This is a genomic window from Fructobacillus sp. ChS1-6f1-1-27, assembly GCF_059579415.1.
In genome coordinates, this window is record NZ_JCAOER010000004.1 from 58464 (window position 1) to 76672 (window position 18209).

An 18209-nucleotide genomic window follows, 5' to 3' on the forward strand; every position below is an offset into this window, starting at 1 on the left:
AAGGTGGGGTGGGAGAAAAATTATTGATTTATTGATTAGGTAGGTGTATCTTTTAGGCAAACAATTAAAGGGAAATTCGTCTTTGTAAAGAAGGTTGATGATGGAAAATGAAGTTGTTTTGGCAAATAAAGAGCTGACGGTTTCACCAACTGGCTTGAATAAGTTTCTTTCGTTCAAAACTGCAATTGTAGTGCCTGTGAAAGACATCAAAAATGCAACAGTCGATGAAAGCATCCTAAAAGAAGCCAAGGGAATCCGTAATTTAGGTACAGGCTTACCAAATTATTTTGGTGGCTCTTTTACAAAGAACGGTCAGAAAACATTTTTTAATGTAAAAAAAGGTGAAAAACCAGTCGTTATTTCATTGGAAAACGAACAATACACTCGCCTTGTCTTGGGCGTTGAAAATCCGGAAGAGGTTGTCCAGACCATTAATCAAGCAATTGCTTAATGCTACGGAGGTGAGTGGTTTACTCACTGTGTTTTTAAAACGTGTTATAATATTGTCAAGAAGTTATTGAGGAGCGTGCACCTCCTTCAAGTCATTGCCGGCCAGCAATGACTTTTTTTGTATCAAAAAAGCCTCGGTCGGCCAACCGAGGCACGTGTAATTAGTCTTTTTGGTCTAACCACTTTTGCAACTTGTATAGTATGAATCCAGATAGAACTGAAGTTGTCACACCAAGTACAAGAAGCACCAAGAAATTATTGAGGCTCATCGCGTTCACCTCCTTTCAGGGTGTAAATCACCCGTCCATATTTTACAGGAAAGAAAGTAAGCACATCGGCCTTTATTATTGTGATTATTTGGTTGTTATCACGTAAAATATAGTAGTTGGTTGCTCTTAAATTGTGTATAAGGAATATCTTTTAATGGCTTAAAATCTGGTATAATGAAACTGGAAGTAACGGAGAGGTATTTACCTCTTTCAAGTTCATTGCTGGCAGGCGGTGAACTTTTTATTATGATATGATTTGAAAGATTTATTATTTTTAGTTGAGTAGTTAACTTAAAAAAATGTGTTATAATCTGGTTGAAAAAATAGAGGGGGGCATTCACCTCTTGTAAGACACCGTCGACCAGCGGTGTCTTTTTTTGTGCTGAAAATTAAAAAAGCCAAGACCTTCAAACGGTCTTAGCTTACTATTGTTACTTACTTTTCTTTTTCAGCTCGATGTTTTTAAAACCAAATCCCCAAAAGATAGCAATTAGGTAAATAATGGCCATTGGCCAATAAATAAACGGGTGGCTGTAAAAGGCAAACATGGCGAGCAGCCACACGGTGGCAACAATTTTCTGGTAAAGCGGTTTAATAATCATTGGGAAACCTCACTCTCTTCTCTTTTATTTTATCCAAACTAGTAAAAGTGTATCAGTTATCTAATTTGCGTGTGTAATAGCGAAATGACAATTGGATTAAAATCAATCAAGGAAAGTGTCTGAACGGGTAGTTAAAATCTATTGCAAGCCTGATACAACTAAATGTTAACAACCTTTGCTTTCCAAAACACTACCAACCCGCTATATTAAGAACAAAGGAGCAACTAATGGTAATCGGAGAAAAGATAAAATTACTGAGAAAAGCTCAGAACCTGACCCAAGAACAATTGGGCCAAGAATTGCACTTAACTCGTCAAACGATTTCGAGTTGGGAAAACGGGAAAAGTTATCCAGGGATTGCAGATATTGTGGCTATTAGCGACACCTATCAAATTTCTTTGGACGAACTGATGAAAGAGGATTATGAAATGATGGAACACTTTGAAGCGATTGATGGCCGGTATAACCGGCAGAAAAACTTATATACAGTTGCATATTTAATTAATATTTTTTACCTGCTATTTGAAATTACGAATCATTATCTAAACCTACCAACTGGGTTAACGGCTGTCGTTGGACTAGCCGGAATCGTCGTTGTAGCCATTTTGTATTCGACTATTCAAGAGCCAGTCAATCTTTTGAAAAATAAGTGGGCACTATTAGTTGTCATCGTTGCCTTCTTATACTTTTTCAGTCTTGCGATGTCGACTGGGTTGACGGGAAACGCTAGTTACCGTGATGGTATGGTTGTTGGCTCAGCTGTGAAGTTGTTTTTGGTAACTAGTTCCGCCTACTTTGTACCACAGGTGCCTAGTCAGTTTAAGAATAAGAATTAAGTTTTAAAAAATGAATAAAAGAGCCCTGAAATTTTCAGGGCTCTTTTTGTGTCCAAAATTAAACAGTTAAACAGTTAATGTTACTAAAAAATTTAAAGCTGACTAAATAAAATGATTTTATTGCGTATAAATATATATGGCGTTGTAGTTAGGCGCCGGGAAAGGAGGTAGTGACATGACTTTCTTTTTAATCTGCTTGCAACTGCTTCGCGCCGTGCTAATTGAGATATTAACTGCGGTGTTATCGGAATTAGCATTAACTAAGTTGCGAAAATGGTTTAGTCGAAAGGACTAAGCTAAAAAAGCTCCGGTTGGCCGACCGGGGTTTTATACATAAAAAAAGCCCATCGCTGGCCGGCGGTGGACTTTTTAGAAAAGAGTTTGTAGTGACTTTTCTTATTTAATCTTGTCTATATTATAGCATAGAATTTTCTGCTTAAACGAAGAACACTAACCCAAATCCTTCTTATAAATTGCCTCGCCTGTGTTACCCACCAGCAAGACGTCACAGATATCAATGAACAAACCGTGTTCGACGACCCCGGTCAAGGCCTTCAGGTCCTTGGCCAATTGGGGCAGGTCGGTTTGACCAGTGATGTCAACATCGATAATGTAGTTCCCGGAGTCGGTGGTTAGGTAGTTCCCATCTTCTTGAATCCGGTAAACGGGGGATAAGTTGTGCTTTTTGAGGTAGTTAAAGACATGGTGGACACCGAATTTGACAACTTCAACGGGGAGCTTGAACGAACCTAAGAATTCGTGCTGCTTGGAAGAGTCAACGACCCAGATGTTCTTAGTTGAATTGCTGGCCACAATTTTTTCGAAAAGCAGGGCGGCCCCGCCCCCCTTAATACCGTTTAAGTTACCATCGACTTCGTCGGCCCCATCGACGGTCACGTCAATCCGGTCAACGGCGTCAATATCGACCACTTTTAGGCCAAAGCCTAAGGCCAATTGAGCCGTTTGGGCTGAAGTTGAAACGCAGGTGATGTCCATGTTTTCGTCATGGGCTTTTTTGGCGAGTAAATCAATGAAAATGGAAGCAGTCGACCCAGAGCCGAGGCCAACAATGGCATGGTCTGGGATGAGTTCGACTGCCATTTGAGCTGCTTTAACCTTTTGATCGTTCACGTCAAATCCTCCAACAAGTGGCAGTAGTAATCATTACTTCTATTATAGCAGATATTGCCCGCCTAGCGGGGTGGTTCGGCCGACGAAATTGACCGGTTTTCCTGTCTTTTCTTCCTATCTTTAGTAAAATAGACCTTGAAGAAAAATTTCTAGAAATGACAAATGCAGGAAGGAAACGGCATGGTCAAGCAAGTAACAATTATCGGGTCGACCAACATTGACAAGGTGACCCGGGTTCCCCGGCTCGCCTCAAGTGGTGAAACACTGTCAACGCCCCAGCACCAAGAAGAGGTCATGGGCGGCAAAGGGCTGAACCAGGCAGTGGCCGTTGCCCGTTCGGGCAGCCAGGCCAACTTTATTACCAAGGTCGGCGCTAGTTTTGACCTCAAAAGCCATATCCAAGAAGACGGATTAAACTTAGACTACGTCTTGCAGGCCGACCAGGCCGAAACCGGCCAAGCTTACATCACGGTTTCCAAGGCGACCGGCGATAACATCATCTATGTTTACGAGGGTGCCAACGGCGAATTGACTGCTAAAGACATTTGGGACCAAAAGGCCGCCTTTGATGACGCCGCCTTTTGCCTGGCCCAGTTAGAAGTCCCAGTCGAAACGGTCTTGGCCGGCTTCAAGGATGCCCACAAGGCTGGCGTTTTAACAGTGCTGAACCCGGCCCCAGTTCCAGCTCAAGAAGACTTACCGAAAGAACTCTTGGCCGAAACGGACTTGGTTATTCCAAACGAACACGAAGCGGCCCTAATCACCGACATCCCGGTGACCGACCGGGAATCTTTGGTAAAAAACGCCCAGTTCTTTTTTGACGCGGGCGTCAAGCACGTCTTGATTACCTTGGGTGACAAGGGGGCCTTTTACCAGTCAGCTGACGGCAAAGAAATCATGGTTTCAGCGATTAAAACCACTGCCATTGATACCACGGCAGCTGGTGACACCTTTATCGGTGCCCTGCTTTCTCGCCTGGTGCCATCCTTTGATAATATTGAAGGGGCAATCCGTTTTGGAGTGGCGGCTTCATCACTGACGGTTGCTAGGCCAGGGGCCATCCCATCGATTCCACGCCAAGAAGAAATCTTGTCCCAGTTGCCAAAGGCCAAGTAAGGGAGGTTGTCATGCAAGTTGCTGATATGGGCCTAATCCGTAAGGATTATTGGTTATCTTTGCAAGAAAAGGGCCAAGATGAAGCCGGCCAGCCTTGGCCAGTCCTGGACTACCGGGTCCTCGCCTTTTCTTTTGAAGACAACTTAGTGATCTCTTGGGACCAAGCCTTTCCGGGCCCAAACCCAACTAATTTAATTCCCGGTTTGCTGCAAGACGGGCAAGTTTTGAATTTGGAATTGGTCCATGGAATCTATCATTTCGATACAAATGGCCAAGATAGTGATAAAATTTATCATGTAACGATTAACACGGTTCGGTCATAAGGCTCGCCGCTAATCGATTATCATAATTTAAAGGAAAAATTAATATGAAAAAGTTTTTAGCATTTATCTGGAATTGGATTGTGCCAATTGCAGTTGGAATTGCGGTTTACTTAGTTGTGACCACTTTTTGGGTCAACGTCGTGACCATTAATGGGGACTCGATGGCCCCTAACTTGTTAAATGAACAAAAGGTCCTGGTTACTAAGACCCATAATGTGAAGCGGGGGGATGTCATCGTCTTTGACGCCCGCAAGGAAGACCCTCGGATTGAAGCTGGTAACAAGGACTACGTCAAGCGGGTTATCGGTGTTCCCGGTGATACGATTGAATACAAGGACGGCACCCTTTACGTCAACAACAAGAAGGTCAATGAATCCTTTATCTCAGATGACCAGCAAGTTTCTGGAACGGAAGCTAGCTTTGGTTCTAGCTGGTCACTTGGTAGCCTTTCTTCAACTGGTTTGTGGAAGAAGGATGACCAAGGCAAGACCGTTGTGCCAAAGGGAACTTACTTCGTTCTTGGTGACCACCGCTCTGTTTCAAACGATAGTCGTTACTTCGGCTTTGTTTCAAAAGACCACGTCATCGGCCGCGTCTCAGTACCGTTCTGGTACAGCAAGACGGTCCAGAACAATATTAGTAAGGAACGGGACCACTTCTTTGCTTCATAAGTTTGGCTAAATAAAATGACCAACAAGGGTTTCCTTGTTGGTCATTTTTTGTGAGGTGAAAAGTTTGGGTTAGTGATTAGTGGTTTTGGGCTTCGAAGCGAATACCAGCTTCAATTAATTGGGCTGGGGCATCGTCCATTGCCATGTTGGCTTGGATAATGACTAGCTTATCAGTTTCCTGGTCCGCTTTTTCCATGGCGGCCACTAATTCTTCTTCTGTTGAAGCTTCGATAAAGTCGTATTGGTTGGCCTGGCCACCAAAGGCGTTGGCGATTTGGTCATAGCGGTACTTTGGCACATCGTTATAGGATTCGTGCATACCGTGGATAACACGTTCAACCGTGTAGCCGGTGTTTTCGATAATGAACAAAACGGGTGTCAGGCGCTGCTTTAATGCGAGGGCGAGGTCTTGGATGGTCAGCTGCAAGGAACCTTCACCGGTTGAAAGCACAGCCCGACGGTTTTGGTTAGCAAGTTGGGCACCAAGGGTGGCAGGGAAGGCGTAACCGATTGACCCCCAGAGTGGCTGGCCGAAGAATTTCGCACCGCTGGCCAAGTTTTGACTAGCCAAACCGAAGAATGAAGTCCCTTGTTCAGCCACCAGCGTTTTATTAGCGGTGATAAAGCCTTGCAAGGCTTGGTCGTAGAAGGCCTGGGTAAGCGGCTGGTCAGTTGGGGCAGGCAGGGCTTGGTCGGCCGGCTTCTGAACAGCTGGTAGGTTTAAGTTTAACTTGGCGGTTGCGAGGCCGGTAACAGTGGCCTGGAAGTCATAGTCAGCTGGCAAATCTTTGCCGTAAATCTGGCCTTCGGTGGTTGAAAGGGTGATTGCCTGGCTATCATCGAATTCTTGGGTAAAGCCGCCGGTAACAGAGTCGGTTAACTTAGCGCCTAAGACCATAACGGCGTCAGCGTTTGCGACAAATTGGTTAATTTCTTGGTCAGAAATCGTACCGTTATAGGTACCGACAAAGTTTTCAAAACTTTCATCAACGGCTGCTTTGCCTAAACCAAGGTCGACAACGGGGATGTTGTTGAGTAATGAAAAGTCGCGCACGGCATCGCCGAGGTTAAAGCGGTCGATTTCGTGGCCAGCAATGATAACCGGGTTCTTAGCGGTTGCTAAGGCAGCGGTGATGGCTTCTAGACTGGCCGAAGAAGTGGTTTTTGTTTCAGTAAAGAGCTGGTTAATTTCCGCTTTCAACGCTGGGTTAACGGGTACGTTGACTAAGTCGCTTGGCAACACCAGGTAGGCTGGTTGCTTTGTTTGCATGATGTAAGTCAAAGTATCGTTAATTTGGTTAATGGCGTTTTGCTTGTCTAAAACAGTGGTTTTAATGCCCAAAGCTTGGTGGGCCTGGATAAAGCGGTCGAAGTTTTGGTCGCCAAAGGTGTGGTGGACGAGCTTGCCAGCGTTTTGGACATCGTTAGTTGGTGCACCAACAATTTCTAGAATGGGCACCTTTTCGGCAATGCTACCAGAGAGGCCATTAATGGCGCTCAATTCGCCAACACCAAAGGTAGTGACAAAGGTGGCAAAGCCTTTTTCACGGGCATAGCCGTCAGCCATGTAGGAAGCGTTGAGCTCGTTGGCATTGCCGACCCATTCCATGTCGGAACGGTGGGTAATATGGTCCAAAAATTGGAGGTTATAGTCACCGGGAACACCGAGAATTTCATCGGCCCCCAGTGATTTGATTACATCCAAGAGATAATCTGATATAGTATATTCAGTCATATAGTTCTTCCTTTCTTTTAGGTCAATTAAGTTTACCTATAACCAGAACTATATACCCGTTTTTATAATATGTCAACATAATTGACCTAAAAAGGAGAACTTCTTTTGGAAATTGATCAAAAACTGCCAACAATTTTTTTTGCTTACCAGGAGTTTTCTTCGATGGTTGATCTCAATCAATACGATTTGACCAAGAACCAACACCGGATTTTGTTTATTATCGGGAGTTTGGACGATATCAGCATTAAAAAGGTTTTGTTGCTGCTGGGAATCTCCAAGCAGGCTGCCAACGTTGCCATTCGCGACCTGACTGCCCGAGGCTTGGTAACCGAGGCCCGTTCCACTGTCGATAAACGGATTAAATACTTGCAGCTCACTGAAGACGGGCAAGCGCTTAATGAAAAAATCAGCCAAGAACAGCAGGCCCTGCTAAATAAGTACTTTGCTGCGGCTGACGGGGATTGGAAGTTGGCGATGGAGAAGTTGGCGGATAAGTATTTGGATAGGGTGAAGTGAAAGAATAAGCTAAAAGCCAGCATCTTCGTGCTGGCTTTTTACTATCCATTATTAAACCTTAGATTGGTACTTACTAGCCAAGACCAGCAAGTAAAATAGTCCTAAACTAGTCAGGACGGTTAATAGCAACCAACCCATTTTGTCGTTCATTACCGTGCTCAAAACACCGGCAAGGGCAGACCCGGCCGGCAGTCCTAGGGTGACGACGGTATAGAACGCTCCCATGCCAGCGCCAATTTTTTCTTCAGGTAGGGTCGTCATAAGGTAGGCATCGATTTTTGGATTTGAGATGCCCATGAAGTAACCGCTGAAGAAAATCGTTACCAGAACAAACCAGATGTTATCCAATACGGCTAGTTCGGCTGCAATTGCTGCAAACATAGCCATTTCGAAAATCAAGTTATGCTCGATGGTCATTCTGTAAAAAAGCTTGGCGGGGGCGGTCGCACCGATGACCATTCCGAGAATCTCAGTTGTTTCGACCGTGGCGACAGTGAAGCCAAAATTGCTGATGATTAGGCTCGGACGGTTTAAGATTGAGATATTCAAAAGGGTGGTTTGCAGCGAGCCGATTAAATTAAAGAGGGTGAAGATGAATAAGAAGTGCTTTACTTGTTGGACTAAGAGTAGGCCTTTGAAGTTTTGGCCTAGGTCTTTGAGGGTTTGTCGGCTGAAGTGGACGGGCGGTTCGCCTCCATCTTTTGCTGTCTGACCGTCGTTGCTATCATGGATATTTCGTAAAACAAGTAAAGATAGGAAGAAGGAAAAGGCATTGATCAAGGCGAAGACGGCAAAGTTCCCGTGAATCAGTGTTAGAATCGAGGCACCAATTGGCGCTCCGACCAGGTCGAGGGTTTGGGAAACCCCGCGTTGGATGCCGCGAACTTTGGCCAGGTCTTGGTCAGAAACGTAGTGGTTCATGATTGGTAATTGAACATAGGAGCTGAAAAAGCCCAGCATATCGCTGCTAAAATTAACGGCCAGGACCAGACCGAAGATTAGCCAGCTATGCTCGATATTAATTACCAATGATAAAAACAAGTAGAGCAGGATTTGGCTAAACCGGACTAGAACCAGGGCCCTTAGCTTATGGCTGACCTGGTCAGCCAAGTGCCCTAATAAAAAATTCAGCAGGTAGGGCAGGCTTGAAATAATCCCCACCGCCGTAATGGCGATTTTGGCATTGGGGGTCTGGCTGGCGTAAATGACAAAAACAATGTTGAACAGCGTGGTCCCAATCCCGTTTAAGACACCGGAATAAAACAGTCGTTGGACAATTTTGGCTTGCTTAAAAATAATCATGTGGACCTCCTCTCCAGTAATCCATATTTGCTAGTATTTTAGCATCATACGTAGTAGACCAGAAATTTGCCTACTAAAAAAATCCAACCACTCCCGCAGCTGGATCATCATTCACAATTATTTTTATAAATAAACACCCGAAATTGGCAGGCCAATCGCCACCAGGTAGATGGTGAAGCCAAAGAGGATAAAGCCGACCATTTCAGCAAGCAGTTCGTAAATTGACCGGTGCCAAAACATCGGAATGGTCCGGAAGAGGGGCAAGAAGACGAGGTAGAAAGCGATCCAGAGCAAGAAACCAAACAGGGTTCCTTGACCATAGGTGATGCTGCCGTCAAAGTTTGCCCAGGCGACAAAGACAATCGCGCTCACGATTGAAAAGAGGTAGTGGGCGATTAGTTCAACGTAGGGCACTTGCCGGTTGCCCGCCATGGTAATGGTGGCGTGGCTAGTGTTTTTTGAAAAGCCAAGTTCTTCTAAGAAAGTTTGAGTAGGGGTGGTTTGGTCGTCTTGGTAGGAGCGTAGCGGCAGGACGACATCCAAACCGGAACGAACCAAGCCGCCCAGCAGACCGGCCAAGCCACCAACCCATAGTGAGTTAAAGATGATATTGAACATTTAATAAACTCCTCTGGTTATTCGTCCATTATTTTACCACTTTCACCGGCCCTTGAGCAGTGCTATAATTGGAATACTAAAAATGACGAATTGGAGTCCATTTTAATGAACATTCACGTAAATTTAACAGATGGCTACTTGCCTGACCCATATAGCAAATTCGCCTCAGAAGACCTCAAGGTTGGCCGTTTCCCTGTCCAATCTTTCCCCTTTGAGGTCGACGACCTCCCAGCAGGGACTAAGTACATTGCCTTTTCTTACACCGACTTTGATTCAATTCCCGTGATGGGCTTCGCCTGGATCCACTGGTTGGCAGCCAACTATGCAGTTGCTGGGGATAAAGCGGTTGTTCCGGCCGACTTATCCCGGCAGGCCGACCAGGCAAACCCAGAATTTGTCCAGGGTGAAAACTCGTCTTACTCGCGTTACATCGACGCACCAGATGACCGCCTCCACCGCCACTATATTGGCCCGGTTCCGCCCAACGGCGACCATCGCTATACGCTGACAGTCTTGGCTTGTGCCGACAAATTGCCAGTTGAAGAAGGCTTCTTCTTAAACGATGTCCACCATTTGGCAACTGACCGGCCGGACTTGGTTTTGGACCAGGTCAGCTTGGATATTTTATCAAAATCTTAACCTGTTAAAAGGACGGTCAACCGCTTGGTTGACCGCTTTTTTTGTGAAATCTTTTTGGCAAAACCGGTTACTTGCTACGTTTTTTGGTATAATATTAGATTAGGTAGTTCCATTTGGGCAAGCCCTGAAACTATCGTTTATGACAAATACAAAACCATTCTGGCCACCCGCTACTTTATTCATGGGCGACCATCTTAGATGGAGGATTGACCGTTGAAAATCAAACGTGAAAATATGAAAGATTACTATACTTTCGGTTCAACCGCTGAACTGACTTTGTTCCTGGGCATCGAGCGCGAAACGCTCTTCCACCGGGCCAAGTTGCGCGGGATTGATTTGAATGGGACTTACTCAGAAGAAGACTTGGCGGCCCTAAAGCCCGCCAAGGAATCCGCCTTAGCTAGCCTCGATTCTGAAACCGAAGCTGAAATCGAAATGCTCAAGATGAAGTTGCAAATGCTTGAATCACAGTTGGGCTACAAGGACCAGCAACTCGACGACCGTAAGCAGCACATCGACACCCTGAAGTCGACCTTGGCCAAGGCCGAGCAGAACCTGGAAAAGACCCAGACCACGGTCGACCAGCAACAACACTTGCAAATGGCGACCTTGTCACAGCTCGACAAGGTTACTTCCCGGGTCCAACGGATCGAGATGGAAGAACAAGAAAAGAGCCACTGGTGGTCCTTCGGTAAGAAGAAAAATAAAGAAGATTAATTGAAAGGGTTTCGTTCATATCTATGAACGAAGCCCTTTTTCTTTAAATCATATTAGCCTCAAAAGAAGTATGTTTTAGGAAGGCGCAATCCAATAAATAAACAGTTTTATTCTTTTTCGTACCTTTCGATAAAGTTCTTGAAATTTTCTTCCAATTTAAGACTCGACTTTCGATATAAATTAAGAATTTCAATTTTTAAGTCCTGTTTGATATCTTCTTGGTTGCTATCAGAAGTATAAGATAGTTTATTAATCAATGGCTCTAATTCTTTTAGTAATTGGTTTTCATTATTAGTAATAAGTGCTTGGCGTAATTTTGGATTATCCTGCATGCGAATCACCGCTTTCTAAATAAGTATGTAGAATTTTAAGGCTTTTCTTTTTACTTTGATTAACGGCTGAACTTGAAATACCGAGTATACTTCCAATCTCTTTTTGTTTATACCCTTGAAGGTATAGCATAATTAAAATTTTTATTTGCTGTTTAGAAAGGAGACTTTCCCAAGGAATATTTTCTAGCACAGCCAGTTTAAAAGCGGAACTTTCAACCTCAAAATAGTTTGGATTAACTTGGTCGATGTTGTCGGTTTGATTTAGGTATTTTTGTTTTAGTCTGTAACTTTTAAACCGAAGTGATTGGTTTAAATAATTTAAGAACTGAACATAGAAAAAATATGATTTTAAGCTTTGGTGTAATTGTTGATTTAGCTGATTTGATCCATGTTTAGTAAGTTTTAGCTGGTCAAGTAATGCTTTTGTAGAGGAGAGTGACATAAAGTTTGAAATCAGTTGATTTTGCCGAGTTCCTTGTTTGAGTAGTTCGATTGAAATGGATTTATCTGTCATTTCTTACCTTCCTTTTTTTGATGACACAAACTTTACACTTCAAATAAATTGATGTCAATCAAAAGTTCAATTTTATTGAACTTTTGTGGTACAATATTATCAACAAAGAAGGAGTTCACCACATGCCAACCAACTTTTCTAAGAATTTGAAGTACCTCAGATTAAAAGAAAGAATTGAACAATCAGCACTTGCTATGCGTCTTGGAAAAAAGGGAGGAAGTAGTGTCGCCAATTGGGAAAAAGGTTTGGCTGTGCCGAATCTTGATATATTAGTTGAATTATCCCAACTATTTTCGGTAAGTGTTGATGACCTTGTTAATGCTCAATTGGAGGAGCAAAAAGAACCAACGATGAACCAACTGTATGCAAAGTTGGTAAAAAGTCGTCAGCAAAAAGTGTACCAATATGCTCAACAAGAATTACGAGAACAAAATCAAAAAGACAAAATCATTGATATGGTTGAAGTTTATGGTTCTGTTTCGGCCGGTACTGGTCAATTTTTGAGTGATATGGAGTACCATGAAACGGTTCCTTATAAAGGACAAGTCCCTGCTCACGACTATGCTGTAACTGTTAGTGGTGACTCGATGGAGCCGATGTTTACGGACCAGCAAATTATTTTTGTCAATAAAACTCAGGAAGCGCGTAGCGGTCAAATAGTGATCGGACAATATGATGGGTCAGAGGTTTATGTTAAGAAATTAGTACTTGATGATCAGGGATGTCGGTTGGTTTCTTTGAATAAAGAATATAGTGACTTGATTGTTGATGAGAGTCATCCGTTAAAAATATTAGGAACAGTTATCTTATAAGACTGAAAAACCGTAGTTGATTGAACTACGGTTTTTCTTTTTACTTAATTTTTTGAGATTTGATGTCTTTTACTATGTGTAAGGTTAAAAATGACGTCATTACTTTACAACATAAGTTATCCAAAAAAATTAGAAACGAGGAAAAAGAAATGGATGCAAAAGTTTTAGAAACACAACAATGGTTGAACGCCACTTATAGTGGTATTGCGAACTTTGACCATGTAACTGAAAATGGTCAAACGGGTTGGCCGACGATTTACGCTTTGATTAAGGGGTTGCAACACGAACTTGGAATCACGTTGACTTCAGGGGATCCTGCATTTGGTGATGCCACTACTGCCGCTTTTAACAACCAGGTGACACCCAATCTGAAGGAAAACTACACAAGTAATTTTGTACGGCTGATTCAGGGGGCCTTTTGGGCGAAGGGAATTAATCCTGTAGCCTTTGATGGAGTTTATTCACTGGATACTAGATCGGCAGTGGAATCTCTTGAAAACGATGCTGGCCTTGCTGTAACCGGAACATTGACCGGGGAGCTGGCTAAGGCCCTGTTCGATATGAGTGCGTTTGTCCTAGTAGAAGGTGGAGATGATAAGGTCCGCCAAATCCAACAATACTTAAACCGCCATTACAATGCCTATACTGGTGTTTTGCCCGCCGACGGTATTTATCAACGGGCAACGAATACGGCATTGATTTATGGGATGCAAGTTGAATTAGGCCTTGAAAGTATTGCTAATGGTTTTTGGGGACCAAATACCATTTCAACATATAAGTCAGCCTATAATTCAGGTCTGAGCTCAAACCTAATTCTCTTGGTTCAATTTGCGTTGTATGTTAACATGAAGGAGTATTTGGCTGATAAGGGAACAACCGGACCGGTCTTTACAGGCACGTTAGACAATCAAACAGAACGAATTTTGAATCAATTCCAGGACTTCATGCAGTTGAAGCCGGTTGCAAGTGGCCAGCCAGATGGTATGACTGTTTATTCATTAATGCTATCGAGTGGGAATCCTAATCGTTATTTCTATGGCATGGATACCTCTTACAAGCTTGATGGGGACATGGTCCAAAGCTTGGTTAATGATGAGGTTTATTATATTGGTCGGTATTTAACAGGGACTGTTGGAACAGGAGCTAACCGGCACGATAAGAGCCTAGACCATAGCGAAGCTAAAATGATTGTTGATGCGGGAATTCACTTGGTGCCAATTTACCAAGACAATTATCCTGAGTTAGGTTACTTTACCCGTAGTCAGGGAATTGAAGATGCTCAGAAGGCGGTTGCGGCTGCCCTGGAAATCGGAATTCCTGATGGTCATACAATTTACTTTGCGGTTGACATGGATATGACCGATGATGATATTACGAATAATGCAATTCCATACTTTAAGGGAGTTGCTGCAGGAATCAGTCATTATGGGGTTGGTGTTTACGGTACTCGAAATGTAAGTACTCGAGTTTCACACGCTGTCTCGGCGGTTGAACACAGTTATGTATCAAACATGTCCACGGGGTATTCTGGCAACCTTGGGTTTTCACAGCCCATCAACTGGGCCTTCGACCAATTCTACGAAGACGATAATGGTGCTGATCGGGTACCAGCTATTGACCGAGTGGCTGTTTCATATGCAGACAAAGGGGTTACTAACATCCAGGACGGTCGCACTGTTGAAAACTGGGTTGAAAATTCTTCTTGGTCGTTTGTTAAAAAGTTGATGTTATCTGGAGAAGTTTCTTATCAAGGTAAGGCTCATCCAATTATTGGCAATGCTGACTCTGCTTTTGAAGTTACTGTTTCATATAAAGATGCTATTAAAGTTGGGTCAGATAGCTTTTTGACTAGGGAGTATAGTATTACTAATGGTCAAATTGAAACCAACTTTGTATCTGATATGGCTAGTTCAGCTGATAGCATTACTGGGGCCTCATTGTCTGCGGCGCTTAATCATTTTCTATCAGGATTAACTAATGGTTACTTAAATTTAAGCGTGGATACTAACATGAGTTGGCCTGACGGTTCAAAGGGAGTTCATGTCATGGTAGAAATTTCAAATCAAAGTTTGAATAAGGGGAATGTTTCAAATATACCAGCAATTATTTTTGATGTGTATTTTAAAACATCGCATATTGAGAAGGATGACATGGGGCAAATTTCTGATAGTGAGTTGGCTAAATATATTAAGTTAGTTACAGGACTCGGAATTAATTCGCTTGCTTTGGTTAAATTTGGAGTGGTACTATTGAGTTCTGTAAATAGTGTAGTAAATGATTTAAATAATGAAGGTGTTGGTGAGGATGTTGAGCAGGGAGCGGACGCTGTTGCTCAGTTACTTTCAAATATTCCCGAAATTGCTTAATATAATATTTTTATATAGTTAAAATCACATGAAGAGAGATTGTATGATTGAAGATTATTTCAACGAACGTAAAATTTATCAACACCGGTTCAAGGAAAATAAGCGGGCATACACCCGCCGGATAGTTTTGGAGAACCTGTTACGCTTGGTTTTTATTGTGATTGTATTGCTGATACCAATTACGAAGGGAACTTTCGTTGTTATCTGGGTGATTCTACTATCAGCGTGGAGTGGGAATAGAAATACGCATTTGCGTTTACAGGAATTTCATGCCGTCGCCAACCAACTCACGCTAGGCCAAAACGACTTTGAGATTATTGATGCTGGAAAAACGCCTTGGCAGTTGAAAACAGGAAAGCCCTTTGGTGTTTACGAAAGTAAAAATTCTTTCTTAATTGAAGTTTATTTTTTGAACAGCACTGCCAAACCACAATTGATTTTAGTGAACAAAAGTCAGTTTTTCAGTCTTGAAAATTCCGACCTTTTCTTGGGAATTGTGGCGATGGTAAAAGGAAACCAAAAGCGTAAGCAAAATAAGAAAAAGCGAATACGTCTATCATCTGCACGAATGCTATATGTTGATAAGCGCTTGGATGATGTCACCAACTTGTAAGGTTGGTGTCCTTTTCTTTTGGTGGGGGGTGTAAAATCGGGCGTGATTTCGAACAAAGAGAGTGGAAATAAATCATGCTTGAAGAATACAACAAACTAAGATTCAAACAGATAACTATACTACAAAAGCTACGTCGCAGATTTAAAAAAATCGCGGTGTTTGCTCTAATTTTAGCTGTAGTTGGATTGGCTGTGTATTACGGAGACCATAGCTTATTAGCGGTCATGTTCAGGACGTCAATCTATGTCCTTGTTGTCTTAGTAATTTTATTTGGTGTATTCGATGTTCTGATGGCTAATCAAGCGATTAGATCTTTTCGGGTCAGAATCACAGAAGAGAACCTGCAAACCGATTTGAAAGCCATTAACGGCCAGGCCAAAGCGAATAGTAAAAACTATGTGCTAAGTGTTTATGAAACACAGGACCTGTACTTAGTCGAACAAGTGGCGCTTTGGAAGCGCCAAAAGCCACAATTTTTACTAACTTCAAAGGTGGACTTAGATCGTTACAGTCAAAAGGAATTGCTTTTATTTTCAATCAAAAGGATGAAAGACGTGTCGAAAGGGAAGTACCACCTGTATGTGAATCGAACTGCCGGTAAAAACTAAGAAAACAAAAGGTTGCACCAATATGGATATTAAAAACGATTATTTTACAAAACGGGATGAACGCATACCTAAAAGTAGCCGAGGTGTCGTTATTTGCATAGCTTTGTTATGTATAGCTCTTTTAGACTTAGTTCTCGCACTCAATCTTGGTAAAATCATCTTTCCTATTCTTGATGTTTATTTGATTTTGCTAGCTGTTGGGATTTTAAAGCGTTATCGAAAATTTCGACAATTGATCAAAGTGGACCAAACGACAGGAATTGTCGTCAAGGATTTGCAAGAGGCAGATTATGAGTTGGACTACTTGAGAGTACCGAAGCGAAATGTGTTTTCACTTGTTCGTTACTATCCTAACCACCAAATTGCGGGCGTCTACCAAGATGATTCGACTATTTTGATTGAAATGTTTCAAATGAACCAACTAAATCGAGCGAAGCTTATTATTCTGAGAAAATCTGATTTGGAATACCTAAACTTGGAAAATCAGAAAAAGGTAGAAAAAACACTAGAACATTTTGAGAAAAAGGCGCATCGGTTCCCGGTCCGGCCAGCTAACAGTGTGGCGTGGCGTTTGTATTTTCTTTTTTATATTGACAACCGGTCTTAACTATATAGCGGAAGTCACCAACTTGTAAGGTTGGTGGCTTCCTTTTTTCTTTACCCACGCTGGGGTGGCGTGATAACCTTTTATTGATTAGAAATAAGCTAAGTTAGAGGAATATTTATGTTAGAGGATTACTTAAAGCTGCGGAAAGCCAATTTGAAACGGATTGTGGTTTGGAGTAAAATCCAGTGGCGAAATACCATGGTGGCGGTTGTGGTGCTGCTGGTAGCCACTTCATTGTTTTACTTGATTGGGCTGTGGGCGATTTTGCCGGTGGCTTTTGTGGCCTTCTTTGTGCTGGCTCTCCTATCAGCCACCATGCAGGAAAAGCGGATTAAGGCGGGGTTGGAGGCCGACTTTGACCAGTTATTGGTTATCGATAACTTCCGAGTCGTTGACCGGATTATTTCTGGTAACGACGGTTCCGTTCCGGCTAAACGTTCGTCTATCTATAATTGGAAGCACTACCATTATTACTATGCTGGAATTTATGAAAGTAATGACCACTATTTGGCTGAAGTGGTTCCAATTGCTAAGGACTACCAGCCCCGTATTTTAGTTTTTAGTAAGGATGACTTGGCCCGGGCTGAAAATCCCGAAAGGTTCATGCTGATGGTTTACCGGTTTCGTCGGCAAAAGGACCGAGCAAATGCAGGACGGCGGGGCGGACTGTTCTTCTATATTGACCGTCGCGACAACAAGGTGGCGGACCAGTGGGAGAGCACTGATAAGCCAGCAGTGGCCAATACCATTGGCATTGATGGTGAGGCGGTTCCCCGAGTTGATTTGTCAGCCGTCCAAGCCTTTGCCAAAGAAACCTTGGCAGGGGATGTAACCGGCCATGATTACCTCCATGCCGACCGGGTTGCCAAGTTAGCCACCCAACTTTACCGGTTGGATGGCCGTTTACACGACGACCAGCAGGAAGGGGTCTTACGCGCAGCAGCCTACTTGCACGATACGATCGATGATAAGGTGGTCGACGATGTTGCGACCCAGTATGCCAAGGTTGATGACTTATTGCCAGGAACCAACCTGACGGCCGTTAACCAGGCCTTGGTAGCCGAGGCCATCACTCATTTGTCCTATTCGGCCAACTTGAAGGCCCATTATAAGTTGCCCTTGCTGACCCAGTACGTCCAGGATGCTGACCGCTTGGAGGCCTTGGGTGCGGTCGGGATTGCCCGGACCTTTGCTTATGGTGGCCGTGTTGGCCACCCAATCTATGACCCAACGGTGACCCCGGTGACTCTGACCGATAAAAAACAATACCGGAACCACAAGACGACGACCCTTAACCACTTTTACGAAAAGCTCTTCAAGTTAGAAAGTAAGATGAACACGACTGCTGGGGAAAAGGAAGCCCGGCGGCGGACAGCGATTATGCATGACTTTGTGGATGAGTTTATGCATGAGGTCCAGTGACGAAGTGAGG

20 protein-coding genes are annotated in these 18209 nt (G+C 43.2%); 14 read left to right on the top strand and 6 right to left on the bottom strand.

What is annotated here, in order from left to right; genetic code table 11:
• Nucleotides 1-100 precede the first annotated feature (100 nt).
• Together AC5162_RS03335 and AC5162_RS03340 are read left to right on the top strand one after the other, a co-directional pair.
• On the top strand, nt 101-451 hold the full coding sequence (locus AC5162_RS03335) for a PH domain-containing protein (protein ID WP_496533830.1): 351 nt from the start codon (nt 101-103) through the stop codon (nt 449-451).
• A gap of 1097 nt (nt 452-1548) precedes the next feature.
• Nucleotides 1549-2157: a helix-turn-helix domain-containing protein gene (locus tag AC5162_RS03340; RefSeq protein WP_496533831.1), complete on the top strand. Its 609-nt coding sequence runs from the start codon at nt 1549-1551 to the stop codon at nt 2155-2157.
• Nucleotides 2158-2607: 450 nt separating this feature from the next.
• Here AC5162_RS03340 and rpiA read toward each other — a convergent pair whose 3' ends face one another.
• A complete protein-coding gene (gene rpiA, locus AC5162_RS03345; protein ID WP_496533832.1) occupies nt 2608-3288 on the bottom strand; it encodes a ribose-5-phosphate isomerase RpiA in 681 nt (226 codons plus the stop codon).
• Between the two features lie 180 nt (nt 3289-3468).
• Here rpiA and rbsK point away from each other — a divergent pair, with 180 nt between their 5' ends.
• From rbsK to lepB, 3 genes are read left to right on the top strand one after another with little or no spacing between them, the layout of a single operon-like run.
• On the top strand, nt 3469-4404 hold the full coding sequence (gene rbsK, locus AC5162_RS03350) for a ribokinase (RefSeq protein WP_496533833.1): 936 nt from the start codon (nt 3469-3471) through the stop codon (nt 4402-4404).
• Nucleotides 4405-4415: 11 nt separating this feature from the next.
• Complete coding sequence (locus tag AC5162_RS03355) at nt 4416-4727, top strand: hypothetical protein (protein ID WP_496533834.1); 312 nt, start codon at nt 4416-4418, stop codon at nt 4725-4727.
• Between the two features lie 44 nt (nt 4728-4771).
• On the top strand, nt 4772-5398 hold the full coding sequence (gene lepB, locus AC5162_RS03360) for a signal peptidase I (protein WP_496533835.1): 627 nt from the start codon (nt 4772-4774) through the stop codon (nt 5396-5398).
• Nucleotides 5399-5474: 76 nt separating this feature from the next.
• Here lepB and AC5162_RS03365 read toward each other — a convergent pair whose 3' ends face one another.
• Entirely contained in the window at nt 5475-7133 is a 1659-nt protein-coding gene (locus AC5162_RS03365) for an alpha-keto acid decarboxylase family protein (protein WP_496533836.1), read from the bottom strand.
• A gap of 162 nt (nt 7134-7295) precedes the next feature.
• Between AC5162_RS03365 and AC5162_RS03370 the strand changes: the two genes are divergently transcribed.
• Nucleotides 7296-7649 (top strand): MarR family winged helix-turn-helix transcriptional regulator, encoded by a 354-nt coding sequence (locus AC5162_RS03370; protein WP_496533837.1) that lies wholly within the window; start codon nt 7296-7298, stop codon nt 7647-7649.
• 51 nt (nt 7650-7700) lie between these two features.
• Here the strand turns inward: AC5162_RS03370 and AC5162_RS03375 are convergent, their stop codons facing one another.
• Nucleotides 7701-8951 (bottom strand): MFS transporter, encoded by a 1251-nt coding sequence (locus AC5162_RS03375; protein ID WP_496533838.1) that lies wholly within the window; start codon nt 8949-8951, stop codon nt 7701-7703.
• 123 nt (nt 8952-9074) lie between these two features.
• Nucleotides 9075-9569, bottom strand: a complete 495-nt coding sequence (locus AC5162_RS03380; RefSeq protein ID WP_496533839.1) for a DUF1440 domain-containing protein — start codon at nt 9567-9569, stop codon at nt 9075-9077.
• Nucleotides 9570-9674: 105 nt separating this feature from the next.
• On the opposite strand from AC5162_RS03380, the gene AC5162_RS03385 reads away from it, so the two are divergent.
• Both AC5162_RS03385 and AC5162_RS03390 read left to right on the top strand, forming a co-directional pair.
• The gene (locus tag AC5162_RS03385) at nt 9675-10208 is read left to right on the top strand and encodes a YbhB/YbcL family Raf kinase inhibitor-like protein (protein ID WP_496533840.1); all 534 of its coding nucleotides are present in this window, start codon (nt 9675-9677) and stop codon (nt 10206-10208) included.
• Nucleotides 10209-10421: 213 nt separating this feature from the next.
• Nucleotides 10422-10925 carry a hypothetical protein gene (locus AC5162_RS03390; protein WP_496533841.1) on the top strand — a complete coding sequence of 168 codons (504 nt, stop codon included), beginning with the start codon at nt 10422-10424 and terminating at the stop codon, nt 10923-10925.
• 107 nt (nt 10926-11032) lie between these two features.
• Here AC5162_RS03390 and AC5162_RS03395 read toward each other — a convergent pair whose 3' ends face one another.
• A complete protein-coding gene (locus AC5162_RS03395) occupies nt 11033-11257 on the bottom strand; it encodes a hypothetical protein (protein WP_496533842.1) in 225 nt (74 codons plus the stop codon).
• The gene (locus AC5162_RS03400; RefSeq protein ID WP_496533843.1) at nt 11247-11771 is read right to left on the bottom strand and encodes a sigma-70 family RNA polymerase sigma factor; all 525 of its coding nucleotides are present in this window, start codon (nt 11769-11771) and stop codon (nt 11247-11249) included. Before AC5162_RS03400 ends, AC5162_RS03395 begins: the two co-directional genes overlap by 11 nt.
• A gap of 122 nt (nt 11772-11893) precedes the next feature.
• Between AC5162_RS03400 and AC5162_RS03405 the strand changes: the two genes are divergently transcribed.
• The 6 genes from AC5162_RS03405 to AC5162_RS03430 all read left to right on the top strand — a co-directional run bounded on the left by AC5162_RS03405 (nt 11894) and on the right by AC5162_RS03430 (nt 18199).
• Complete coding sequence (locus tag AC5162_RS03405; RefSeq protein WP_496533844.1) at nt 11894-12583, top strand: helix-turn-helix domain-containing protein; 690 nt, start codon at nt 11894-11896, stop codon at nt 12581-12583.
• Between the two features lie 149 nt (nt 12584-12732).
• The gene (locus AC5162_RS03410; RefSeq protein ID WP_496533845.1) at nt 12733-14949 is read left to right on the top strand and encodes a glycoside hydrolase domain-containing protein; all 2217 of its coding nucleotides are present in this window, start codon (nt 12733-12735) and stop codon (nt 14947-14949) included.
• Nucleotides 14950-14992: 43 nt separating this feature from the next.
• A complete protein-coding gene (locus tag AC5162_RS03415; RefSeq protein WP_496533846.1) occupies nt 14993-15562 on the top strand; it encodes a hypothetical protein in 570 nt (189 codons plus the stop codon).
• Nucleotides 15563-15636: 74 nt separating this feature from the next.
• Nucleotides 15637-16170 carry a hypothetical protein gene (locus tag AC5162_RS03420; RefSeq protein ID WP_496533847.1) on the top strand — a complete coding sequence of 178 codons (534 nt, stop codon included), beginning with the start codon at nt 15637-15639 and terminating at the stop codon, nt 16168-16170.
• 22 nt (nt 16171-16192) lie between these two features.
• A complete protein-coding gene (locus AC5162_RS03425) occupies nt 16193-16777 on the top strand; it encodes a hypothetical protein (RefSeq protein WP_496533848.1) in 585 nt (194 codons plus the stop codon).
• A gap of 117 nt (nt 16778-16894) precedes the next feature.
• The gene (locus AC5162_RS03430) at nt 16895-18199 is read left to right on the top strand and encodes an HD domain-containing protein (protein ID WP_496533849.1); all 1305 of its coding nucleotides are present in this window, start codon (nt 16895-16897) and stop codon (nt 18197-18199) included.
• Nucleotides 18200-18209: the final 10 nt, after the last annotated feature.